13 protein-coding genes are annotated in these 15,361 nt (G+C 57.5%); 9 read left to right on the top strand and 4 right to left on the bottom strand.

The window, feature by feature from the left end:
* Nucleotides 1–20 precede the first annotated feature (20 nt).
* Nucleotides 21–1,583 (bottom strand): hypothetical protein, encoded by a 1,563-nt coding sequence (locus LGH74_RS05070; RefSeq protein WP_226172937.1) that lies wholly within the window; start codon nucleotides 1,581–1,583, stop codon nucleotides 21–23.
* 117 nt (nucleotides 1,584–1,700) lie between these two features.
* Nucleotides 1,701–2,717: an OmpA family protein gene (locus tag LGH74_RS05075; protein WP_226172940.1), complete on the bottom strand. Its 1,017-nt coding sequence runs from the start codon at nucleotides 2,715–2,717 to the stop codon at nucleotides 1,701–1,703.
* 174 nt (nucleotides 2,718–2,891) lie between these two features.
* Between LGH74_RS05075 and LGH74_RS05080 the strand changes: the two genes are divergently transcribed.
* From LGH74_RS05080 to LGH74_RS05100, 5 genes are all read left to right on the top strand, one after another.
* Complete coding sequence (locus LGH74_RS05080) at nucleotides 2,892–3,941, top strand: class I fructose-bisphosphate aldolase (protein WP_226172942.1); 1,050 nt, start codon at nucleotides 2,892–2,894, stop codon at nucleotides 3,939–3,941.
* A 155-nt stretch (nucleotides 3,942–4,096) separates the two neighbouring features.
* Nucleotides 4,097–4,981 carry an acetyl-CoA carboxylase, carboxyltransferase subunit beta gene (accD, locus tag LGH74_RS05085; RefSeq protein ID WP_226173758.1) on the top strand — a complete coding sequence of 295 codons (885 nt, stop codon included), beginning with the start codon at nucleotides 4,097–4,099 and terminating at the stop codon, nucleotides 4,979–4,981.
* A 225-nt stretch (nucleotides 4,982–5,206) separates the two neighbouring features.
* Nucleotides 5,207–5,947, top strand: a complete 741-nt coding sequence (locus LGH74_RS05090; RefSeq protein WP_226172944.1) for a YiaD family glycine zipper/OmpA-like lipoprotein — start codon at nucleotides 5,207–5,209, stop codon at nucleotides 5,945–5,947.
* Between the two features lie 470 nt (nucleotides 5,948–6,417).
* Nucleotides 6,418–7,128: a YiaD family glycine zipper/OmpA-like lipoprotein gene (locus LGH74_RS05095; protein ID WP_226172947.1), complete on the top strand. Its 711-nt coding sequence runs from the start codon at nucleotides 6,418–6,420 to the stop codon at nucleotides 7,126–7,128.
* Nucleotides 7,129–7,259: 131 nt separating this feature from the next.
* Complete coding sequence (locus LGH74_RS05100; RefSeq protein ID WP_226172949.1) at nucleotides 7,260–8,018, top strand: endonuclease III domain-containing protein; 759 nt, start codon at nucleotides 7,260–7,262, stop codon at nucleotides 8,016–8,018.
* 3 nt (nucleotides 8,019–8,021) lie between these two features.
* On the opposite strand, the gene LGH74_RS05105 is transcribed toward LGH74_RS05100, so the two are convergent.
* Entirely contained in the window at nucleotides 8,022–8,519 is a 498-nt protein-coding gene (locus LGH74_RS05105; protein WP_226172952.1) for a hypothetical protein, read from the bottom strand.
* A gap of 117 nt (nucleotides 8,520–8,636) precedes the next feature.
* Between LGH74_RS05105 and LGH74_RS05110 the strand changes: the two genes are divergently transcribed.
* Nucleotides 8,637–9,620 carry a radical SAM protein gene (locus tag LGH74_RS05110; protein WP_226172955.1) on the top strand — a complete coding sequence of 328 codons (984 nt, stop codon included), beginning with the start codon at nucleotides 8,637–8,639 and terminating at the stop codon, nucleotides 9,618–9,620.
* 95 nt (nucleotides 9,621–9,715) lie between these two features.
* On the top strand, nucleotides 9,716–10,234 hold the full coding sequence (locus LGH74_RS05115; protein ID WP_226172959.1) for a gamma carbonic anhydrase family protein: 519 nt from the start codon (nucleotides 9,716–9,718) through the stop codon (nucleotides 10,232–10,234).
* A gap of 68 nt (nucleotides 10,235–10,302) precedes the next feature.
* Here LGH74_RS05115 and LGH74_RS05120 read toward each other — a convergent pair whose 3' ends face one another.
* The gene (locus tag LGH74_RS05120) at nucleotides 10,303–11,631 is read right to left on the bottom strand and encodes a hemolysin family protein (protein ID WP_226172963.1); all 1,329 of its coding nucleotides are present in this window, start codon (nucleotides 11,629–11,631) and stop codon (nucleotides 10,303–10,305) included.
* Between the two features lie 225 nt (nucleotides 11,632–11,856).
* Here LGH74_RS05120 and LGH74_RS05125 point away from each other — a divergent pair, with 225 nt between their 5' ends.
* The gene (locus LGH74_RS05125; protein ID WP_226172965.1) at nucleotides 11,857–14,073 is read left to right on the top strand and encodes a protein-disulfide reductase DsbD family protein; all 2,217 of its coding nucleotides are present in this window, start codon (nucleotides 11,857–11,859) and stop codon (nucleotides 14,071–14,073) included.
* Between the two features lie 701 nt (nucleotides 14,074–14,774).
* Nucleotides 14,775–15,239, top strand: coding sequence for an Lrp/AsnC ligand binding domain-containing protein (locus LGH74_RS05130; RefSeq protein ID WP_226172966.1), 465 nt, complete (start codon nucleotides 14,775–14,777; stop codon nucleotides 15,237–15,239).
* Nucleotides 15,240–15,361 lie beyond the last annotated feature (122 nt).

Here is a 15,361-nt window from a genome sequence, read left to right on the forward strand (position 1 = left end):
AGTTAATTTCTGCGTAAAGCTTAGTTGGAGTCAGCGCGCAGCAGGCGGGCCACCTGCCGGCCGTCGAGGCTGCGGGCAAAGTAGAGGCCAGGCGCTACGGTAGCCGCCGGCTGCCAGATAACCAGGCCATCGGGGCGGCTGCTGAGGCGGCTTACTTCGCGGCCCAACTCATCGGAAATAACCACGGTTTGGGTAGCGCGGGTCGCCAGCTGAAACTGTACTTGGTCGTGGAACGGCATTGGAAAGGCGGCCAGCAGCATGTTTTGGCTGTTTTTAGTGGCCAAGGGCTGCACGCCCACCAGGAAAGTAAGCGTTACGGTTTCGTTGCCAACGAGGGGGCAGAAGTTGTCTTCGATGGTAATGGTGCAGCCGTAGCGGCCGGGTTTGAGCGTAGCCGGCACTTGCCAGGTAAGGCGGCCCTGCCCGTCGGCAACGCGCTGGAAGGTGGCACCCGGAATAAGGTCGGCCGCGTCGGAGCCCATCCACACCGTCTGGCCCGCGTTGGGGTCGGTGGCGTTGAGCGTAACAACAATCGTTTGGCCGGGCGCCACCGGAATGGGGCGGTTGAGGGGCAAGGGCAGCTGGTTGGTGCCAGTAGTCAGACTGGTCAGGACTGGGTTTTGGTTGGTGCCCCCATTAAACACGGTGTAGTATACATCCCGCATTATGCTGCCGATTTTAACCCAGCTGCCGTTCAGTTTCCGAAGCTCATCAACTCGCACGGCTACCACATACTGGCCGCTTTGCAGCCGAATCGGCAACGTCAGCAGCTCACCCGTAGCGGGGTTCAGCTCGAAGTAGGGTGTGGCTACTCCGTTGCTTACCCGAAAGGAAAACAGTGGCTGCGCGGCCGAATACGTGCGGGCAGGGTAGCTCACGGTTTGGCCCGTGGCGGGGTCTTGGAACGAGCCGGCGGCGTAGGGGGCGTAGTCAATATCGGTGGCGCAGGGGTCTTGCTCAAATACCGAGCTCTGGGGTTGCACTGAAGTGTACACCAACGAGTCGCCATCGGTATCGAAAGCACTGAAGCTGAATCGGTGCAGCTGGTTGCCGGCGGCATAGGGCAGTCTGACCGCGTTGAATTTTGGGGAGCTGTTGCGCAGGCCGCTCGAGTTATCCAGGTAAGCAGACAGGTGAAAGATCTTGTATTCAGCGGCAATAAGGTTGCGGATGCCAAATGAGCGGTTTGCTTCGTCGATGTTCATCAGCCAGCGGCCGGGTGGCAGTTCAATCAAGCCTTCGAATACAGTAATCTGATACTGAGTGCCGGGTGTGCAGCCCAGCGCCCCGTTCGCCAGCGCGGAGATGCGGTTCAGCGTGGCCGTGAAGCTGCCGGCCGTTGCCATAGCACAGCCGTTCTTGGTGACCTTCAGCGTCAGCTGCTGGCCGAAATCTACCTGCGTGTTGTAATCCCGATAGACCCGGGCCCTCACACGGTACAGATTGGGATTACTCGGAACTACGAGGTTCTCATACGTCAGCTCGCCGCCTAGAATGTGGCTGGCCTGGGCCGTTTGGGTGTTGCCCAGCCACAAAAAGCCCAGCAGAAGCAGTAGAATCGGTAGTCGTGTTTGCAAAAGCATAAAGAATGTAAAATGAAACAGATGCTCAAGTAGAAGTAGTCGGCAAAAATAGGGCAGCCCGAAAGCTGCCCTATCACAAGTACTAAGAGTAGTGCGCTACGGACGAAAAGCGGCGGCTTATTTGCCGGGAGTGGAAGTAGTCGAATTCGAATCCAGAATCTTGAGCAACTCGTTGAGCTTGGGCGTGAGAATGATTTCGGTGCGGCGGTTCAGGGCCTTGTTGCCCGGCGAATCGTTGGCGGCCACCGGAATGTACTGGCTGCGGCCCGAAGCCGTAATGCGCTGGGGCTCCACGCCACCGGCCGTGATGAGGCGGGCAATTTCGGTGGCCCGCAGCACGCTCAAATCCCAGTTGTCCTGCATGGCGGCGGTGGGGCGGCTGAAGGCTACGTTGTCGGTATGGCCTTCCACCACCACGTTTACGTCGGGCTGGGTTTTGAGCACGGCGGCCAGCTGCTTCAGCGCCTCCTGGCCCTTAGGGTCCACTTTGGTCGAGCCGGTTTTGAACAGCAGCTGCTCCGACAGCGACACGTATACTTTGCCGTCCTTCATCTTCACCTGCAAATCGGTGCCCTGGAAGCCGCGCAGGGCATTGGCCACGCTGGCCCGCAGGTCATTCACGGCCTTGTCTTTGTCGGCCAGGGCCTGGGTGAGTTCGGCCAGCTTGGCTTCGCGCACTTTCAGGTCGGCGTTCAGCTTGTCGATATCGGTTTTGCTGCGGCGCAGGTTGGTGTCCAGCTCGCCCAACTCGGCCTCGCGGCGGGCCAGGTCCTTGGCTACCTTGTTGTAGTCGGCCGATTTGTCGGCCATGGCCCGGTCGCTGTTTTTAAGCAGCTTGTCGTAGCTGTCGGTGAGCTGGGTATACAAGGAGCGGGTACGGCGCAGGGCGTTGCCGGTCTGGGTCGAGTCGTCCACGAGGCGTTTGTTGCTCAGGCGCATTTCAGCTAGCTCGTCGGTGGTCTTTTTCAGCTCGGCCACGGCCTGGCGCTGCTGCCGCTCGGCCTCGGCCTTGCCCTGCTCGGTGGCCGTTTGGCGGGCCCGCAGGTCGTCGTATTTTTTGGAAGCCACGCAGCCCGGCAACGCCGTACTGGCCACCAAGGCCAGGGCTACCAGAAGGGAAGAAGATTTTTTCACGCAGGTATTTCTTGAATAAGCACGATGGGGAGCCTCGATTAACGCCGAGGCCATATCCCCGGAGCAAGGTAGCGAGGCTGGGCCGAATCTGCCAGCCAGCGGCCCGGCGTGGTTGTATTTTCAACCTATATTTGCTTACGTTTAAGTGCTTCCTCTCTTCCCCAAACACCCCGCATGGCCACTCTTTCCAACCTGAGCGCCGAAACCGAGGCGCTGCTCCAGCACGAATGCAAAACCATTAGCCGCGAGCTGCTCCACGCCCCCGGCCCCGACTTTCTGGACCGCTGCTTCGTGCCCAGCAGCCGTCCGCCGCAGGTGTTGCGCAGCCTGGGCCAGCTCTACAACCACGGCCGCCTGGCCGGCACCGGCTATATGAGCATTCTGCCCGTCGACCAGGGTATCGAGCACACGGCCGGCTCCTCGTTCGGACCCAACCCGATGTACTTCGACCCCGAAAATATCATCAAATTGGCTCTGGAAGGCGGCTGCAACGCGGTGGCTACCACGTTTGGTACCTTCGGCACGGTGGCCCGGCGCTACGCCCACAAGATTCCCTTCCTGGTCAAAATCAACCACAACGAGCTGCTGACTTATCCCAATAAGTACGACCAGATTCTGTTCGGCTCGGTGGAAGAAGCTTGGAACCTGGGCGCCGCTGCCGTGGGCGCTACCATCTACTTTGGCTCCGAGGAATCCAACCGCCAGATTATCGAGGTCAGCCAGGCCTTCGAGCGGGCCCACGAGCTGGGAATGGCCACGGTGCTGTGGTGCTACACCCGCAACAACGCCTTCAAAACCGCCGACAAAGATTACCATATGGCCGCCGACCTTACCGGGCAGGCCAACCACCTGGGTGTTACCATCGGGGCCGACATCATCAAGCAGAAGCTGCCCGAAAACAACGGGGGCTTTTCGGCCCTGAAGTTCGGCAAAACCTTCCCGGCCATGTACGACAGCCTCTCGTCCGACAATCCGATTGATCTGACCCGCTACCAAGTGGCCAACTGCTACATGGGCCGCATTGGCCTCATCAACTCGGGCGGGGAAAGCAAGGGCGCTTCCGACCAGGCCGACGCCGTACGCACGGCCATCATCAACAAGCGGGCCGGTGGGCAGGGCCTCATTTCGGGCCGCAAAGCTTTCCAGCGGCCTTTTGCCGAAGGCGTGCAGCTGCTCAATGCAATTCAGGACGTCTACCTCGACCAATCCGTTACGCTTGCGTAAAAGCCTTCTGCGCCAGCCGCCGCGGGCATAGCAATGTATCCGGTGGCTGGCTTACCTTTGTAGCCCACACATTTGCTCAAAGTAGCCCCCGCAGTGGCTGTTGGCCTCTGCGAAGCGTACCTTGCAGCTTCCCACTAATCAGAATGACTTCCGCAATGTCTTGGTTTAAGCGCGTAGAGAAAGGCATCGTCACCCCGACGGAGCAGAAGAAGGAGACGCCCGACGGCCTGTGGTATAAGTGCCCCGAGTGCAAAACGGTGGCCTCCATGGCCGAGCATAAGCGGCTGCTGTATACCTGCGCCAAGTGTAACCACCACGACCGGATCGACTCGGCCGAGTACTTCGAAATCCTGTTCGACAACAACCAGTTCGTGGAGCTGGACGAAACCCTGACCTCCGGCGACCCGCTGCGTTTCGTCGATACCAAAGCGTATCCGCAGCGCCTGGCCGCCACCCAGAAAAGCAGTGGCCTGAAAGACGCCGTGCGCACCGCCCACGGCCAACTCAACGGCCTCGACCTAGTGGTAGCCTGCATGGATTTCAAATTCATCGGCGGCTCAATGGGCTCGGTGGTAGGCGAGAAGATTGCCCGCGCCATCGACTACGCCCGCCAGCACCGCATTCCGTTCCTGATGATTTCTAAGTCGGGCGGGGCGCGCATGATGGAAGCTGGCTACTCGCTGATGCAGATGGCCAAAACCTCGGCCAAGCTCGCGCTGCTTTCCGAAGCCGGTATTCCCTACATTTCCATGCTGACGGACCCTACCACGGGCGGCGTCACGGCTTCTTTCGCCATGCTCGGCGACTTCAATATTGCCGAGCCCGGCGCCCTGATCGGCTTTGCCGGCCCGCGCGTTATCAAGGAAACCATTGGTAAGGATCTGCCCAAGGATTTCCAGAGCTCGGAATTTGTACTGGAACATGGCTTTCTCGACTTCATCGTGGACCGCAAGGCCCTCAAGCAGCGCCTCGCCGACCTGATTACCATGCTGCGCCCAGCGGAAGTGCCTGCTACTCAGCGGGCCGCAACGCTGCGTTAAAAACGGGTAAATTTTCGGCAAGCTTTTTGGAAAAAGCCCATCCGGCGCATAACTGATGCGTCGGATGGGCTTTCCTTTTGGGGCCGGCGAAATTTTCCGCTTCTGCTTCAGCTGCGTATAGGTTACGGTCTATATTTGGCGAACATTTTGCCGGAAACTCAAGTATGCACCTCCGGAATGGCAAGCAAACCCGCTCTCTTTTTTCTTTCCACCAATTTTTCACTGATGAAATCTTCCAAATCACTTCTGGCAATGTTCATGGCTCTGACCATGTTCCTGGGCTCCTGCGCCTCGTCGCAGCCGGCCAGCCAGCCTGATCTTTCGACCAACAACGGTACCGGCGCCCGTAAAACCGGCATGAGCAAAACGGCCAAAGGCGGCCTGATTGGTGCCGGTGCCGGTGCCGCTGCTGGCGCCGTACTGGGCCGCGTAATCGGGGGCAAGTCGGGTACGGCTGCCGGCGCTATCATCGGAGCCGCCGTGGGTGGCACGGGTGGTGCCCTGATTGGCCGCAAAATGGACAAGCAGGCTGAAGAGCTGCAGCGCGACATGAAAAATGCCCGCGTAGAGCGCGTAGGCGAAGGTATCAAAATCACCTTCGATGCCGGTATCCTTTTCGACACCAACAAGTCTGACCTGCGGGCTGCTTCGCAAACCGAAATTCAGAAAATGGCTGAGGTGCTGAAGAAGTACCCCGACACCAACGTAATTGTGGAAGGCCACACCGACAACTCCGGTTCGGATGCCATCAACCAGCCCCTGTCGGAGCGCCGGGCCCAGGCCGTAGCCAACTACACCACCACCCAGGGTGTGGACGCTGCTCGCATCACCACCAAAGGTTATGGCTCGTCGCAGCCCGTGGCTGATAACACTACGGCTGAAGGCAAGCAAGCTAACCGCCGCGTGGAAATTGCCATCTTCGCCAACGAAAAGATGAAGAAAGCTGCTGAAAACGGCACGCTTTAATCACCTTGCAATACAGAAAAAGGTCGCGCCAGTTGGTGCGACCTTTTTTTGTGCCTTTTCACAAAAGGATGCTATAATTATAAAGCTGCCGAAAGTCTATTTACAATCGATACCTTGGATGAATAAAGTCCTGGAATATACTTGAAATTAGGATGAAGCTAACACAGGAAAAAACAGGTAAATAATACGATTTTTGCGCGACAAATAAACGAGTAATGGCTGCTGGTACAAGCAATAAAAGGAGCTGTTGCAACGTTTTTTGAAAAATATTTAATCCGTAAAAAGCCTGTTTGCAGGCACTTGAAGCGGGTTTTGTTAAATTTAAAGCTGTATGCTAAAATTTGGCAAGGTGGTTGCAAAAGTACTTAACACAGACGGTCGGCTACGGCACAAAAAAGTGCAGCAGAGAGCCTGAAAATAAAAAACCTCTGCATCTTTACATCCCAACGAAAACACAAACCCCTAACCCAATGAAAACTCTTCATTCGTATATCGCAGCTATGATGGCAGTGCTGCTGCTGGGCACCAACTACGCCCAGGCTCAGACCACGACCACCACGGAAAAGAAGCCCTGGAGCAAAACGGCTAAAGGCGCTGTAATTGGTGGCTTGGGTGGGGCTGCCGGCGGTGCCGTATTGGGCCGCGTAATCGGTGGCAAATCGGGTACTGCTAAAGGCGCTATCATTGGGGCCGTAGTAGGTGGCGGTGCCGGTGCTCTCATTGGCCGTCGGATGGATAAGCAGGCTGCTGAGCTGAAAAAGGAAATGGCTGGTGCCCGCGTAGAACGTGTGGGTGAAGGCATCAAAATTACCTTCGACTCAGGTCTGCTGTTTGCCAAGAACTCGGCTGCCCTGACCTCGACGGCCCAGGATAACATTGCTGAGCTGGCTAAAACCCTCATCAAGTACAACGACACCAACGTCATCGTGGAAGGCCACACCGATACCAGCGGTTCGGACGCCATCAACGACCCACTGTCGCAGCGCCGGGCCCAGGCCGTGGCCAACTACGCACAGCAGCAGGGTGTAGATGCTTCGCGCTTCACCGTATCGGGCTACGGCTCGAAGCAGCCCATTGCCGACAACTCGACCGAAGCTGGTCGGATTGCTAACCGCCGCGTGGAGGTTGCCATCTTCGCCAACGAGAAGCTGAAGAAAGCTGCTGAGAAAGGCACTATCTAAGCATCAAGCTGATACAAGTAGAAAGGCGGTACCCTCGGGTGCCGCCTTTTTTTGTGCCTTTTGCCAAATAAGTCGGCCGTAATACAACGTACTCCTGCAACCCGGAATCCGTTGGGGCGGTACAAGCAGGCATGACCGATGCCTATTCGCTGCCACCCGCCGACAAGACCTGGCAAAATCACGTTATCCTCAACGAGTTCTTCGGTCCGCTGGACCCTGCGCCCCGCCGCACGCCCATGCGTGAGTTGATCAGCACCCTGCTCTCGCACCGCACCACCCACCGTGACGAGGAACTGGCTTACGACCGGATGCTGGAGGCTTTCGGGGATTGGGAGGGCGTGCTGGCCGCGCCCACGGCCGAGCTGGCCCACGCCATCCGAACCACTCGTTGGCCCGATACCCAGGCTCCGCGTATTCAGGAGATCTTGCGCCGCATCAAGGCCGAGCATGGTAGCTTCACGCTGGACTTTCTAGCCGACTGGCCCGTGGAGAAAGGCCTGGAATGGCTGACGGATATGCCCGGTATCGGCCTGAAAACGGCTTCGCTGGTGCTGCTCTTCAACTACCAGAAACCGGTGCTGCCCGTCGATACCCACGTCCACCGGGTAGCGCAGCGCGTGGGCATGATTGGACCTAAAGTGTCGGTGGAAAAGGCGCACCAGCTACTGCTGGGCCAGCTGCCGAAGGATGCGCTGGTGCTGCTCAACTTTCATAAGCACAACTACTGGCACGGGCAGCACATCTGCTTTTTCACCAAGCCCGACTGCCCGAACTGTCCGCTCAAAGGCTTCTGCAACTACTATCTGGAGCACTACGGGCCGGCTACGGCCGAGGCGCTGGCGGCCACACCCGAGCACTGGGACGTAGCCCGTGGGGAATTACAGCACTAGCTCTTACCGCAGCTTGTTGAGGCGCACTTCCAACGTATCGGCAAAAGGGTGTAGATAAGCAGGCAGGTTGCGCTTCTGGGTGTCAATTAGCCAGTGGCGGCGCTTGCCAGCCTGGTTTACTTCCACGTAATAACCACCCCAGTCGCCAGCGTCCGGAGAGCCGATAACAGAGCCTTGCTCTTGCAGCAAACCGGCTGGTATCTGTTGGATCAGGTCTTTCACCAGATTGTATTCGGCTTGGCTGCGGGCCACAAAAGTGCCGTTGTAGGGTGCATCGCTACTGGGGTATGTGTCTCTGGTGTCTTCCTGCAGCGTTTGGGCCTTCGTGTCGAGCTTATAGATGTCAATGCATCCTTCGCCGGCACACTCACCGTAAAAGGAGCCGAAAAGAATGGCGCTTTGGTCGAAATCAGTGCTTTTCTCAACATTTTCCTTGCCGCAGGCACTGAGGCCAACGGTAGCAAGAGCAGCAACAGATAGGTATAGCGTAAAGACTTTCATCGGTAAAGAGTAAAGGTGAGAAGAGCCGCGCCGAACAGAATTAGTTGCATGCTGTTACCAGCCACATCTTCCTGCCTCGATACGCCCTGCCTGCTACTGCGTACCTTTAGCCTTACTATGCGTCTAGTTCGTCATCCGGTGCTCTGCAATTATTACGTTACGTACCGGTGCAATGCGCGCTGTTCGTTCTGTGATATCTGGGAGAAACCTTCCCCGTATATTCAGCTGGCCGATGTGGAGCAGAACCTGCGCGACCTCAAGCGCCTGGGCGTCAGCGTAGTCGATTTTACCGGCGGGGAGCCACTGCTGCACCGCCAGATTCACGAATTCGTGGGCCTGGCACACGATATGGGCTTCATCACGACGCTGACCACCAATTGCCTGCTATACCCGAAGTACGCGGAGAAGCTGCGCGGCAAGGTCGACATGCTGCACTTTTCCCTGGATGCATCGGAAAAGGAAGTACACGACAAAGGCCGGGGCGTGGCCTGCTACGACTTCGTGCTCGAAAGCATTCGGGTGGCCAAAGAGCTGGGGGAGCGGCCCGATATTCTCTTTACCGTGTTCCGCGAAAACCTGCACGACCTGGAGGCCGTGTACCGGGATATTGCCCAACCCAACGGCCTGATGCTCATCATCAATCCTGCCTTTGAGTACAACACCGTGGAAACCGGCGAGCAACTGACACCCGCCGAGCTGGACTATCTGTCGGCTTTCGGTAAAAAGCGTGGTGTATACCTCAACGAAGCCTTTATTCAACTGCGTAAGGATGGCGGCAACCACGTGGCCGCCCCCATTTGCAAGGCGGCCAGCACCACGCTCGTCATTTCGCCTTCCAACGAGCTGGTGGTGCCTTGCTACCACTTGGGCGAACAGAAATTTCCGATTCAGGGCCAGCTCTACGACCTTTACCACACCCCCGAGGTAGGCCGCATGATAGCCCTGGAAGGCCGCCTGCCACAGTGCGAGGGCTGCACCATCAACTGCTACATGCAGCCCAGCTTCGCCGTCGAAATCAACAAATACTTCTGGCAGGCCCTGCCCAGTACCCTCAAGTACAACGTGCAGAAAGGCACCTGGAAGCGCATGCTCACAAGGTGAGGCGGTGAAGTTGTGAAGAGTGAAATTGTGTAGAAGGCGCCAAAGCTCATTTTAGGATGTAAATTCACACCTTCGCCTTTCACAATTTTACCGGTATGCCTGCTCTGATTCTGCCCGTTCGAGGCGTTCTACCCACGCTGGGTGCCAACTGCTTCGTGGCCGATAACGCCACCATCATCGGCGACGTGGTGCTGGGTGTCGACTGTACCGTGTGGTTCAACGCCGTTATTCGGGGCGACGTGAACAGTATCCGCATTGGGGCCAAAACCAACATTCAGGATGGGGCGGTGCTGCACTGTACCTACCAGAAGGCCGCTACCACAGTGGGCACCCGGGTCAGCATCGGCCACAAGGCCATTGTGCACGGTTGCACCATCGAGGACGATGTGCTCATCGGTATGGGCTCCATCATCATGGACCAGGCCGTGGTGGGCGCGGGCTGCATTATTGCCGCCGGGGCCGTGGTGCTCGAGAATACGCACTGCGAGCCGGGTTACCTGTACGCTGGGATTCCGGCCCGAAAGATAAAGCCCGTAACAGAGGAACAGCGCGCCAACATCAGCCGCACCGCCGACAACTACATGCTGTATGCCAGCTGGCTAAAGCCGGAATAATCCCAACCGTAAAAGAAAAAAGGCCCGGCTGCGCAGCAGTCGGGCCTTTTTTATGGCTGAAGCCGTGGTTATAAATTCAGGGCTTCATCAGTGGTTTCGCGCTCTTCGCTGGTCGTTACGCGCAGCTGCACCAGCTCCACGGCACGGCGGGAGCGTTTCATCACCCGGAACTCGTAGTTGTCGAGTACGGCCACGTCGCCGACTTCCGGAATGTTGCCGTAAATCACATTGAGCAAGCCACCTACCGTTTCGTAGTCTTCGCCTTCAGGCAAAGGGAAAGGTAGGTACTCGTTGGCGTCGGAAATGGAGGTGGAGGTGTTGACGCGGTAATCGGTTTCCGAAATCTTCTCTACCACGGGCACCTCGTTGTCGTACTCATCCTGGATTTCGCCTACCAGCTCTTCCATAATGTCCTCAATAGTGACAATGCCCGACACACCGCCAAACTCATCCGAGACGATGGCCATGTGCATGTGTTTGCGCTGGAACTGGCGCAGCAGCCGGTTGATTTTCTTGGTTTCGGGTACGAAATAGGCTGGTCGCATGATCTTGGACAGCACGATGGGCTCGTTGCGGCGGATAATCTGCAGCAAATCCTTCACGTAGAGCACGCCCACGATGTTGTCGATATTGTCCTCGAACACCGGAATGCGCGAATAGCCTTCGTTGTACACGATTTCCAAGACGGCATCCTGGGCCGTATTCACGTCGATGGCCGAGAGCTTGGTGCGGGGCACCATAATCTGCTTCACCATCCGGTCGTTGAACTCGAATACGTTTTCAATCAGCTCGTGCTCCGAATCCTGAATTTCGCCGCTCTGCTTGCTTTGGTCCAGCAGCATGCGCAACTCCTCCGACGTGTGCACTTCGGTGCCATGGGTGGCCGTGCCGCCAAAGAAGCCAGCTACGATGTTGGAAAGCCGGTCGAGCAGCCAGATGAGGGGGAAGGTGATAAAGGCAAACGCCCGCAGCGGAATGGCAATAGCCATCGACGTAGTTTCGGGCTTCTGAATGGCCAGCACCTTGGGTGCCTGCTCACCCAGTACAATGTGCAGGATGGTAATGAGGGTGAACGAGGTGGCCAGCGCAATCTGATGCACAGCCGCGTCGGAGAGGGTGATGCCGAGCTGATGGATAATGGCCAGCACTACTTCTGCCACCACACTTTCTCCGATCCAGCCCAAAGCCAGCGAAGCCAGGGTGATGCCGAGCTGAGTAGCCGATAAATAGAAGTTCAGATCGTGCAGCATGCTCTGCACCAGCTTGGCCAGGCGGTTACCACTCTGGGCCTTTATGTCGATCTGCGAGATGCGGACTTTAACGAAGGCAAACTCTGCTGCCACAAAAAAGCCGTTCAGCAATACCAGCAGAACGGTAAATAGGATGTTTAAGATCATAGATGCGGGGCACGGCTCGACCGGCCTGGCTCCCTTTATGCTACAAAAGTACGAGATTCTGTCCAAGCGGTTCCGGCTCAGTTGCAATCCGCCGGAAAACGCGGCTCGAAAATGCCCGGGCAGCCGCCCGCCGATGGCCCGTAAGCAGCCTTCGTAGCAAGATTGTGACACTTCCTGCCGTACTTTGTTTATTCCTCAACGTTGTCGTTGTTTTAACTCTGCCTCATGCTTTTTAGTAAAAAAATAGTGCTGTCGGTATGGCTGCTGCTCTTGCTGGTAGCCTCGGCCACCGCTCAGGTGCTCACGCCGGCCAAGCTCGCCACGGCCGTTAGTCAGCCCACAGCCAAAGTGGGGGAGGAGCTCGACATCATCGTCAATGCCCGCATCGATAATACCTGGCACCTCTACGCCACCGACTTCGACCCCGACCTGGGGCCTACGGTTTTCACCTTCAGTTTCGCCAAAAGCCCGGCCTACGCGCTGGTGGGCAAGCCCAAGTCGGTAGGTGCCCAAAAGCACTTCGACGAGGTGTTTAAGGGCGACGTGACCTACTTCGAGAAAACCGGCCAGATCCGGCAGCGCATCAAGGTATTGCAGCCCGGCCCGCTCACCATCAAGGCCGACGTGGAGTACCAGAGCTGCACCGACGTAGACGGCCGCTGCATTCCCGGCAATGAAACGCTGAGCTTCGGCCCCATTGAAGTAACGGGCACCGCCGCCCAGGCCGCGCCGGCCGCTGCCACACCCGCTACCGGTGCCGTAGCTCCGGCCGCCCCGGGCGCTATTAGTGCTACCGCCGCCACCACTGCTGCGCCCGATACCGCCACCGTTGCCGCTGTTACTCCCGTAGCTCCTAACACGACAGCTGCCACTGCTGGTGTCGTGGCCCCAGCTGCCTCGGAAGCTGCGGCTAGTAGCAGCATTCTGGCCGCAGCGCCTGCCAACGCGCCGGCTGGCACGGGCCTGAGCTTGTGGAAATACTTACTGTTGGCCTTCGGCGCGGGCTTGGTAGCCGTACTCATGCCCTGTGTGTACCCGATGCTGCCCATGACGGTGTCGTACTTCACCAACAACAGCCGCAGCCGGGGCGAGGCCATCAGCAAGGCGCTGGTCTACGGCTTGTCTATCATTAGCATCTATACCGGCGTAGGCGTGGTGCTCAGCCTGGTTTTCGGGGCCGACGCGGCCAACGTCATCAGCTCCCACTGGCTACCCAACCTGCTTTCCTTCGTCATCTTCCTGATTTTCGGCATGTCGTTTCTGGGCATGTTCGAAATCAATGCCCCCAGCAGCCTGGTCAATAAAGTAGATGCGCAGGCCGACAAGGGTGGCTGGTCGGGCCTGTTCTTCATGGCAGCCACGCTGGTACTCGTCTCGTTTTCCTGCACGGTGCCCATCGTGGGCTCGGTGGCTATTGCGGCGGCCAATGGCGAGCTGCTGCGCCCCACGCTCGGCATGCTGGCTTTTTCCACGGCCTTTGCCCTGCCCTTCGTGTTGTTTGCCTTGTTCCCGACCTGGCTGAAGTCGATGCCTCGCTCGGGCGGCTGGCTCAATACGCTGAAAGCCGTACTAGGCTTCGTGGAGCTGGCCATGGCCTTCAAGTTCCTAAGCTCCGCCGACCTTTCCTACCACTGGGGGCTGCTGCCGCGGCCGGTGTTCCTGGCCATCTGGGTTGTGCTGGCCGGCCTGCTGGGCATGTATCTGCTGGGCAAAATCCGGCTGCCCCACGACAACGAGAGTACCAAGGTGAGCGTGCCCCACCTGCTGCTGTCGGCCGTGGCTTTTTCGTTTATGGCCTACATGGTGCCCGGCCTGTTTGGCGCTCCGCTCAACGGCCTGTCGGCGCTGGCCCCGCCCGCTACCCGTCAGGACTTCGCTTGGTTGAACAGCTCCGCTGGCGCGGCTGAATCAACGGCCTCGGCTACTACGCTGTGCAGCACCCCGCGCTTTGCCGACGAGCTGGAGCTGCCACACAACCTTTCCGGCTACTTCACGCTGCAAGAGGCGCTAGCCTGCGCCCGTGAACAGAACAAGCCCGTTTTCGTTGATTTCACGGGGCACAACTGCGGCAACTGCCGCGTAATGGAAGCCGCAGTATGGAGCGACCCGCGCGTGCTCAAGCGCCTGCGGGAAGATTTCGTGCTCGTAGCCCTCTATGCCGACGATAAAACCGAGCTGCCGGCCAGCCAGTGGTACACCTCGCCGCGCGACAAGCGGGTGAAAAAGACCTTGGGTGAGCAGAATCTGGATTTCCAGATCAGCCGCTTCAACATGAACGCCCAGCCTTACTACCTGCTGCTCGACCCGGCCAGCACTATCGAGAAGCCCGTGCTGCTGGCTCCGGCGGTGGCTTACGAGTCGGATGTGGCCAAGTTCCTACAGTTTCTGGATGCAGGTCTGGCCCAGCACCGGCAGCAAAGTCAGCCGGTAGCCAAGCGGTAGGTTATTTGTTCTACAACGCTTGCAACTTATCGGCGACGTTGCGACTCTGCCTGTTGGTGGATTTGCAAGTGCTGAATCCTGACTTTAGCCGTTTGAATTGACCGGTAGCCTATAACTCACTTCGATTTATTCTAGCCAAGGCCCCAATAAAGCCACCATCTGGATTCTAAAGCCGGCCGCCCAACCAGAGAAGTCCAATTTTGCCGAAACCGGCTATTATGGGGCTTTTTCTGGCTGGGCTTTCGGCTTGTAGGTTTTTTTGGTTTCCTTTGCACCCGATTGGACGACGGATGCAGTGCCAGCGGACTGCTTTGCTAACAGCCTGCCTGTTAACACAGAAAAGGCTGCACCCACCCAGATGCAGCCTCTTGAATGAGGACGCACCCACCCAGATACGTCCCAGTTTTTCCCTCCTCACATTATCCAACAAATCAGCTGTAGAAGAAGGGTTCGAACCTCCACGGTGTAGTTAGCCGGCCGCCGGACCAGTTTCTCCCAAATCACCACCCCCGAGAGAGGGGGGCATGTCTGCCAGTTTCATCATCCTACAGAATAGGTCCAGCACCGTCTGTGTTGGATTGTAACAAATTTAGTATTTCAATTGATTAAATAAAATATTGGCAGACATATGGTGTAAAATTTACATACTTTTTACTATTGCTTGTAAAGCTTTGCGAAATACGCAATTAACCTGTTGAAAAATGGCCCGCAATTACGAACTTGACGACACCGACCGCAAAATCCTGGCTCTCCTAATCGAAGACGCCAAAATCCCCTACACCGAAATTGCCCGCAAGGTCCATGTATCCGGCGGCACCGTGCATGTACGCATGGCCCGGCTGGAGGAGTTGGGTATCGTGAAGGGAGCTACCTTGAAGATTGATTATCAGAAGCTAGGCTACGGCGTGAGTGCCTTTCTGGGTATTTATCTGCTCAAAAGCTCGGTGTATGCCAGTGTGGTAGAGCAGCTGCGCGAAATTCCGGAAGTGGTGAGCATCCATTTCACTACCGGCGCCTACGGCGTGTTTGCCCGGCTGGTGTGCCGCGACACGCAGCACCTGCGCGACGTGCTCCACGACCGGGTGCAGCTCATCGAAGGAATTGAGCGGACCGAGACGCTGATTTCACTGGAAGAAACGCTAAACCGCGCCATTCAGCTCCAGTAGCTTTTTCAGCAGTCAGGCCCTGGGGTCAGTTTCCGTAGCAGAATTGCGGTAGCTGACCCTTTTGTGGTTATGGCCTAGGTCTGCGCTACGCCATTACAATCCCAGTAGGCAGCTGGTGACTT

The organism is Hymenobacter lucidus (assembly GCF_020447265.1).
Taxonomy (GTDB): domain Bacteria; phylum Bacteroidota; class Bacteroidia; order Cytophagales; family Hymenobacteraceae; genus Hymenobacter; species Hymenobacter lucidus.

What these genes read in the sequence shown, in the direction of transcription:
- LGH74_RS05070 (WP_226172937.1), bottom strand. Translation starts at nt 1,583, where the DNA reads ATGCTTTTGCAAACACGACTACCGATTCTACTGCTTCTGCTGGGCTTT.
- LGH74_RS05080 (WP_226172942.1), top strand. Translation starts at nt 2,892, where the DNA reads ATGGCCACTCTTTCCAACCTGAGCGCCGAAACCGAGGCGCTGCTCCAG.
- accD (WP_226173758.1), top strand. Translation starts at nt 4,097, where the DNA reads ATGTCTTGGTTTAAGCGCGTAGAGAAAGGCATCGTCACCCCGACGGAG.
- LGH74_RS05090 (WP_226172944.1), top strand. Translation starts at nt 5,207, where the DNA reads ATGAAATCTTCCAAATCACTTCTGGCAATGTTCATGGCTCTGACCATG.
- LGH74_RS05095 (WP_226172947.1), top strand. Translation starts at nt 6,418, where the DNA reads ATGAAAACTCTTCATTCGTATATCGCAGCTATGATGGCAGTGCTGCTG.
- LGH74_RS05100 (WP_226172949.1), top strand. Translation starts at nt 7,260, where the DNA reads ATGACCGATGCCTATTCGCTGCCACCCGCCGACAAGACCTGGCAAAAT.
- LGH74_RS05105 (WP_226172952.1), bottom strand. Translation starts at nt 8,519, where the DNA reads ATGAAAGTCTTTACGCTATACCTATCTGTTGCTGCTCTTGCTACCGTT.
- LGH74_RS05110 (WP_226172955.1), top strand. Translation starts at nt 8,637, where the DNA reads ATGCGTCTAGTTCGTCATCCGGTGCTCTGCAATTATTACGTTACGTAC.
- LGH74_RS05115 (WP_226172959.1), top strand. Translation starts at nt 9,716, where the DNA reads ATGCCTGCTCTGATTCTGCCCGTTCGAGGCGTTCTACCCACGCTGGGT.
- LGH74_RS05120 (WP_226172963.1), bottom strand. Translation starts at nt 11,631, where the DNA reads ATGATCTTAAACATCCTATTTACCGTTCTGCTGGTATTGCTGAACGGC.
- LGH74_RS05125 (WP_226172965.1), top strand. Translation starts at nt 11,857, where the DNA reads ATGCTTTTTAGTAAAAAAATAGTGCTGTCGGTATGGCTGCTGCTCTTG.
- LGH74_RS05130 (WP_226172966.1), top strand. Translation starts at nt 14,775, where the DNA reads ATGGCCCGCAATTACGAACTTGACGACACCGACCGCAAAATCCTGGCT.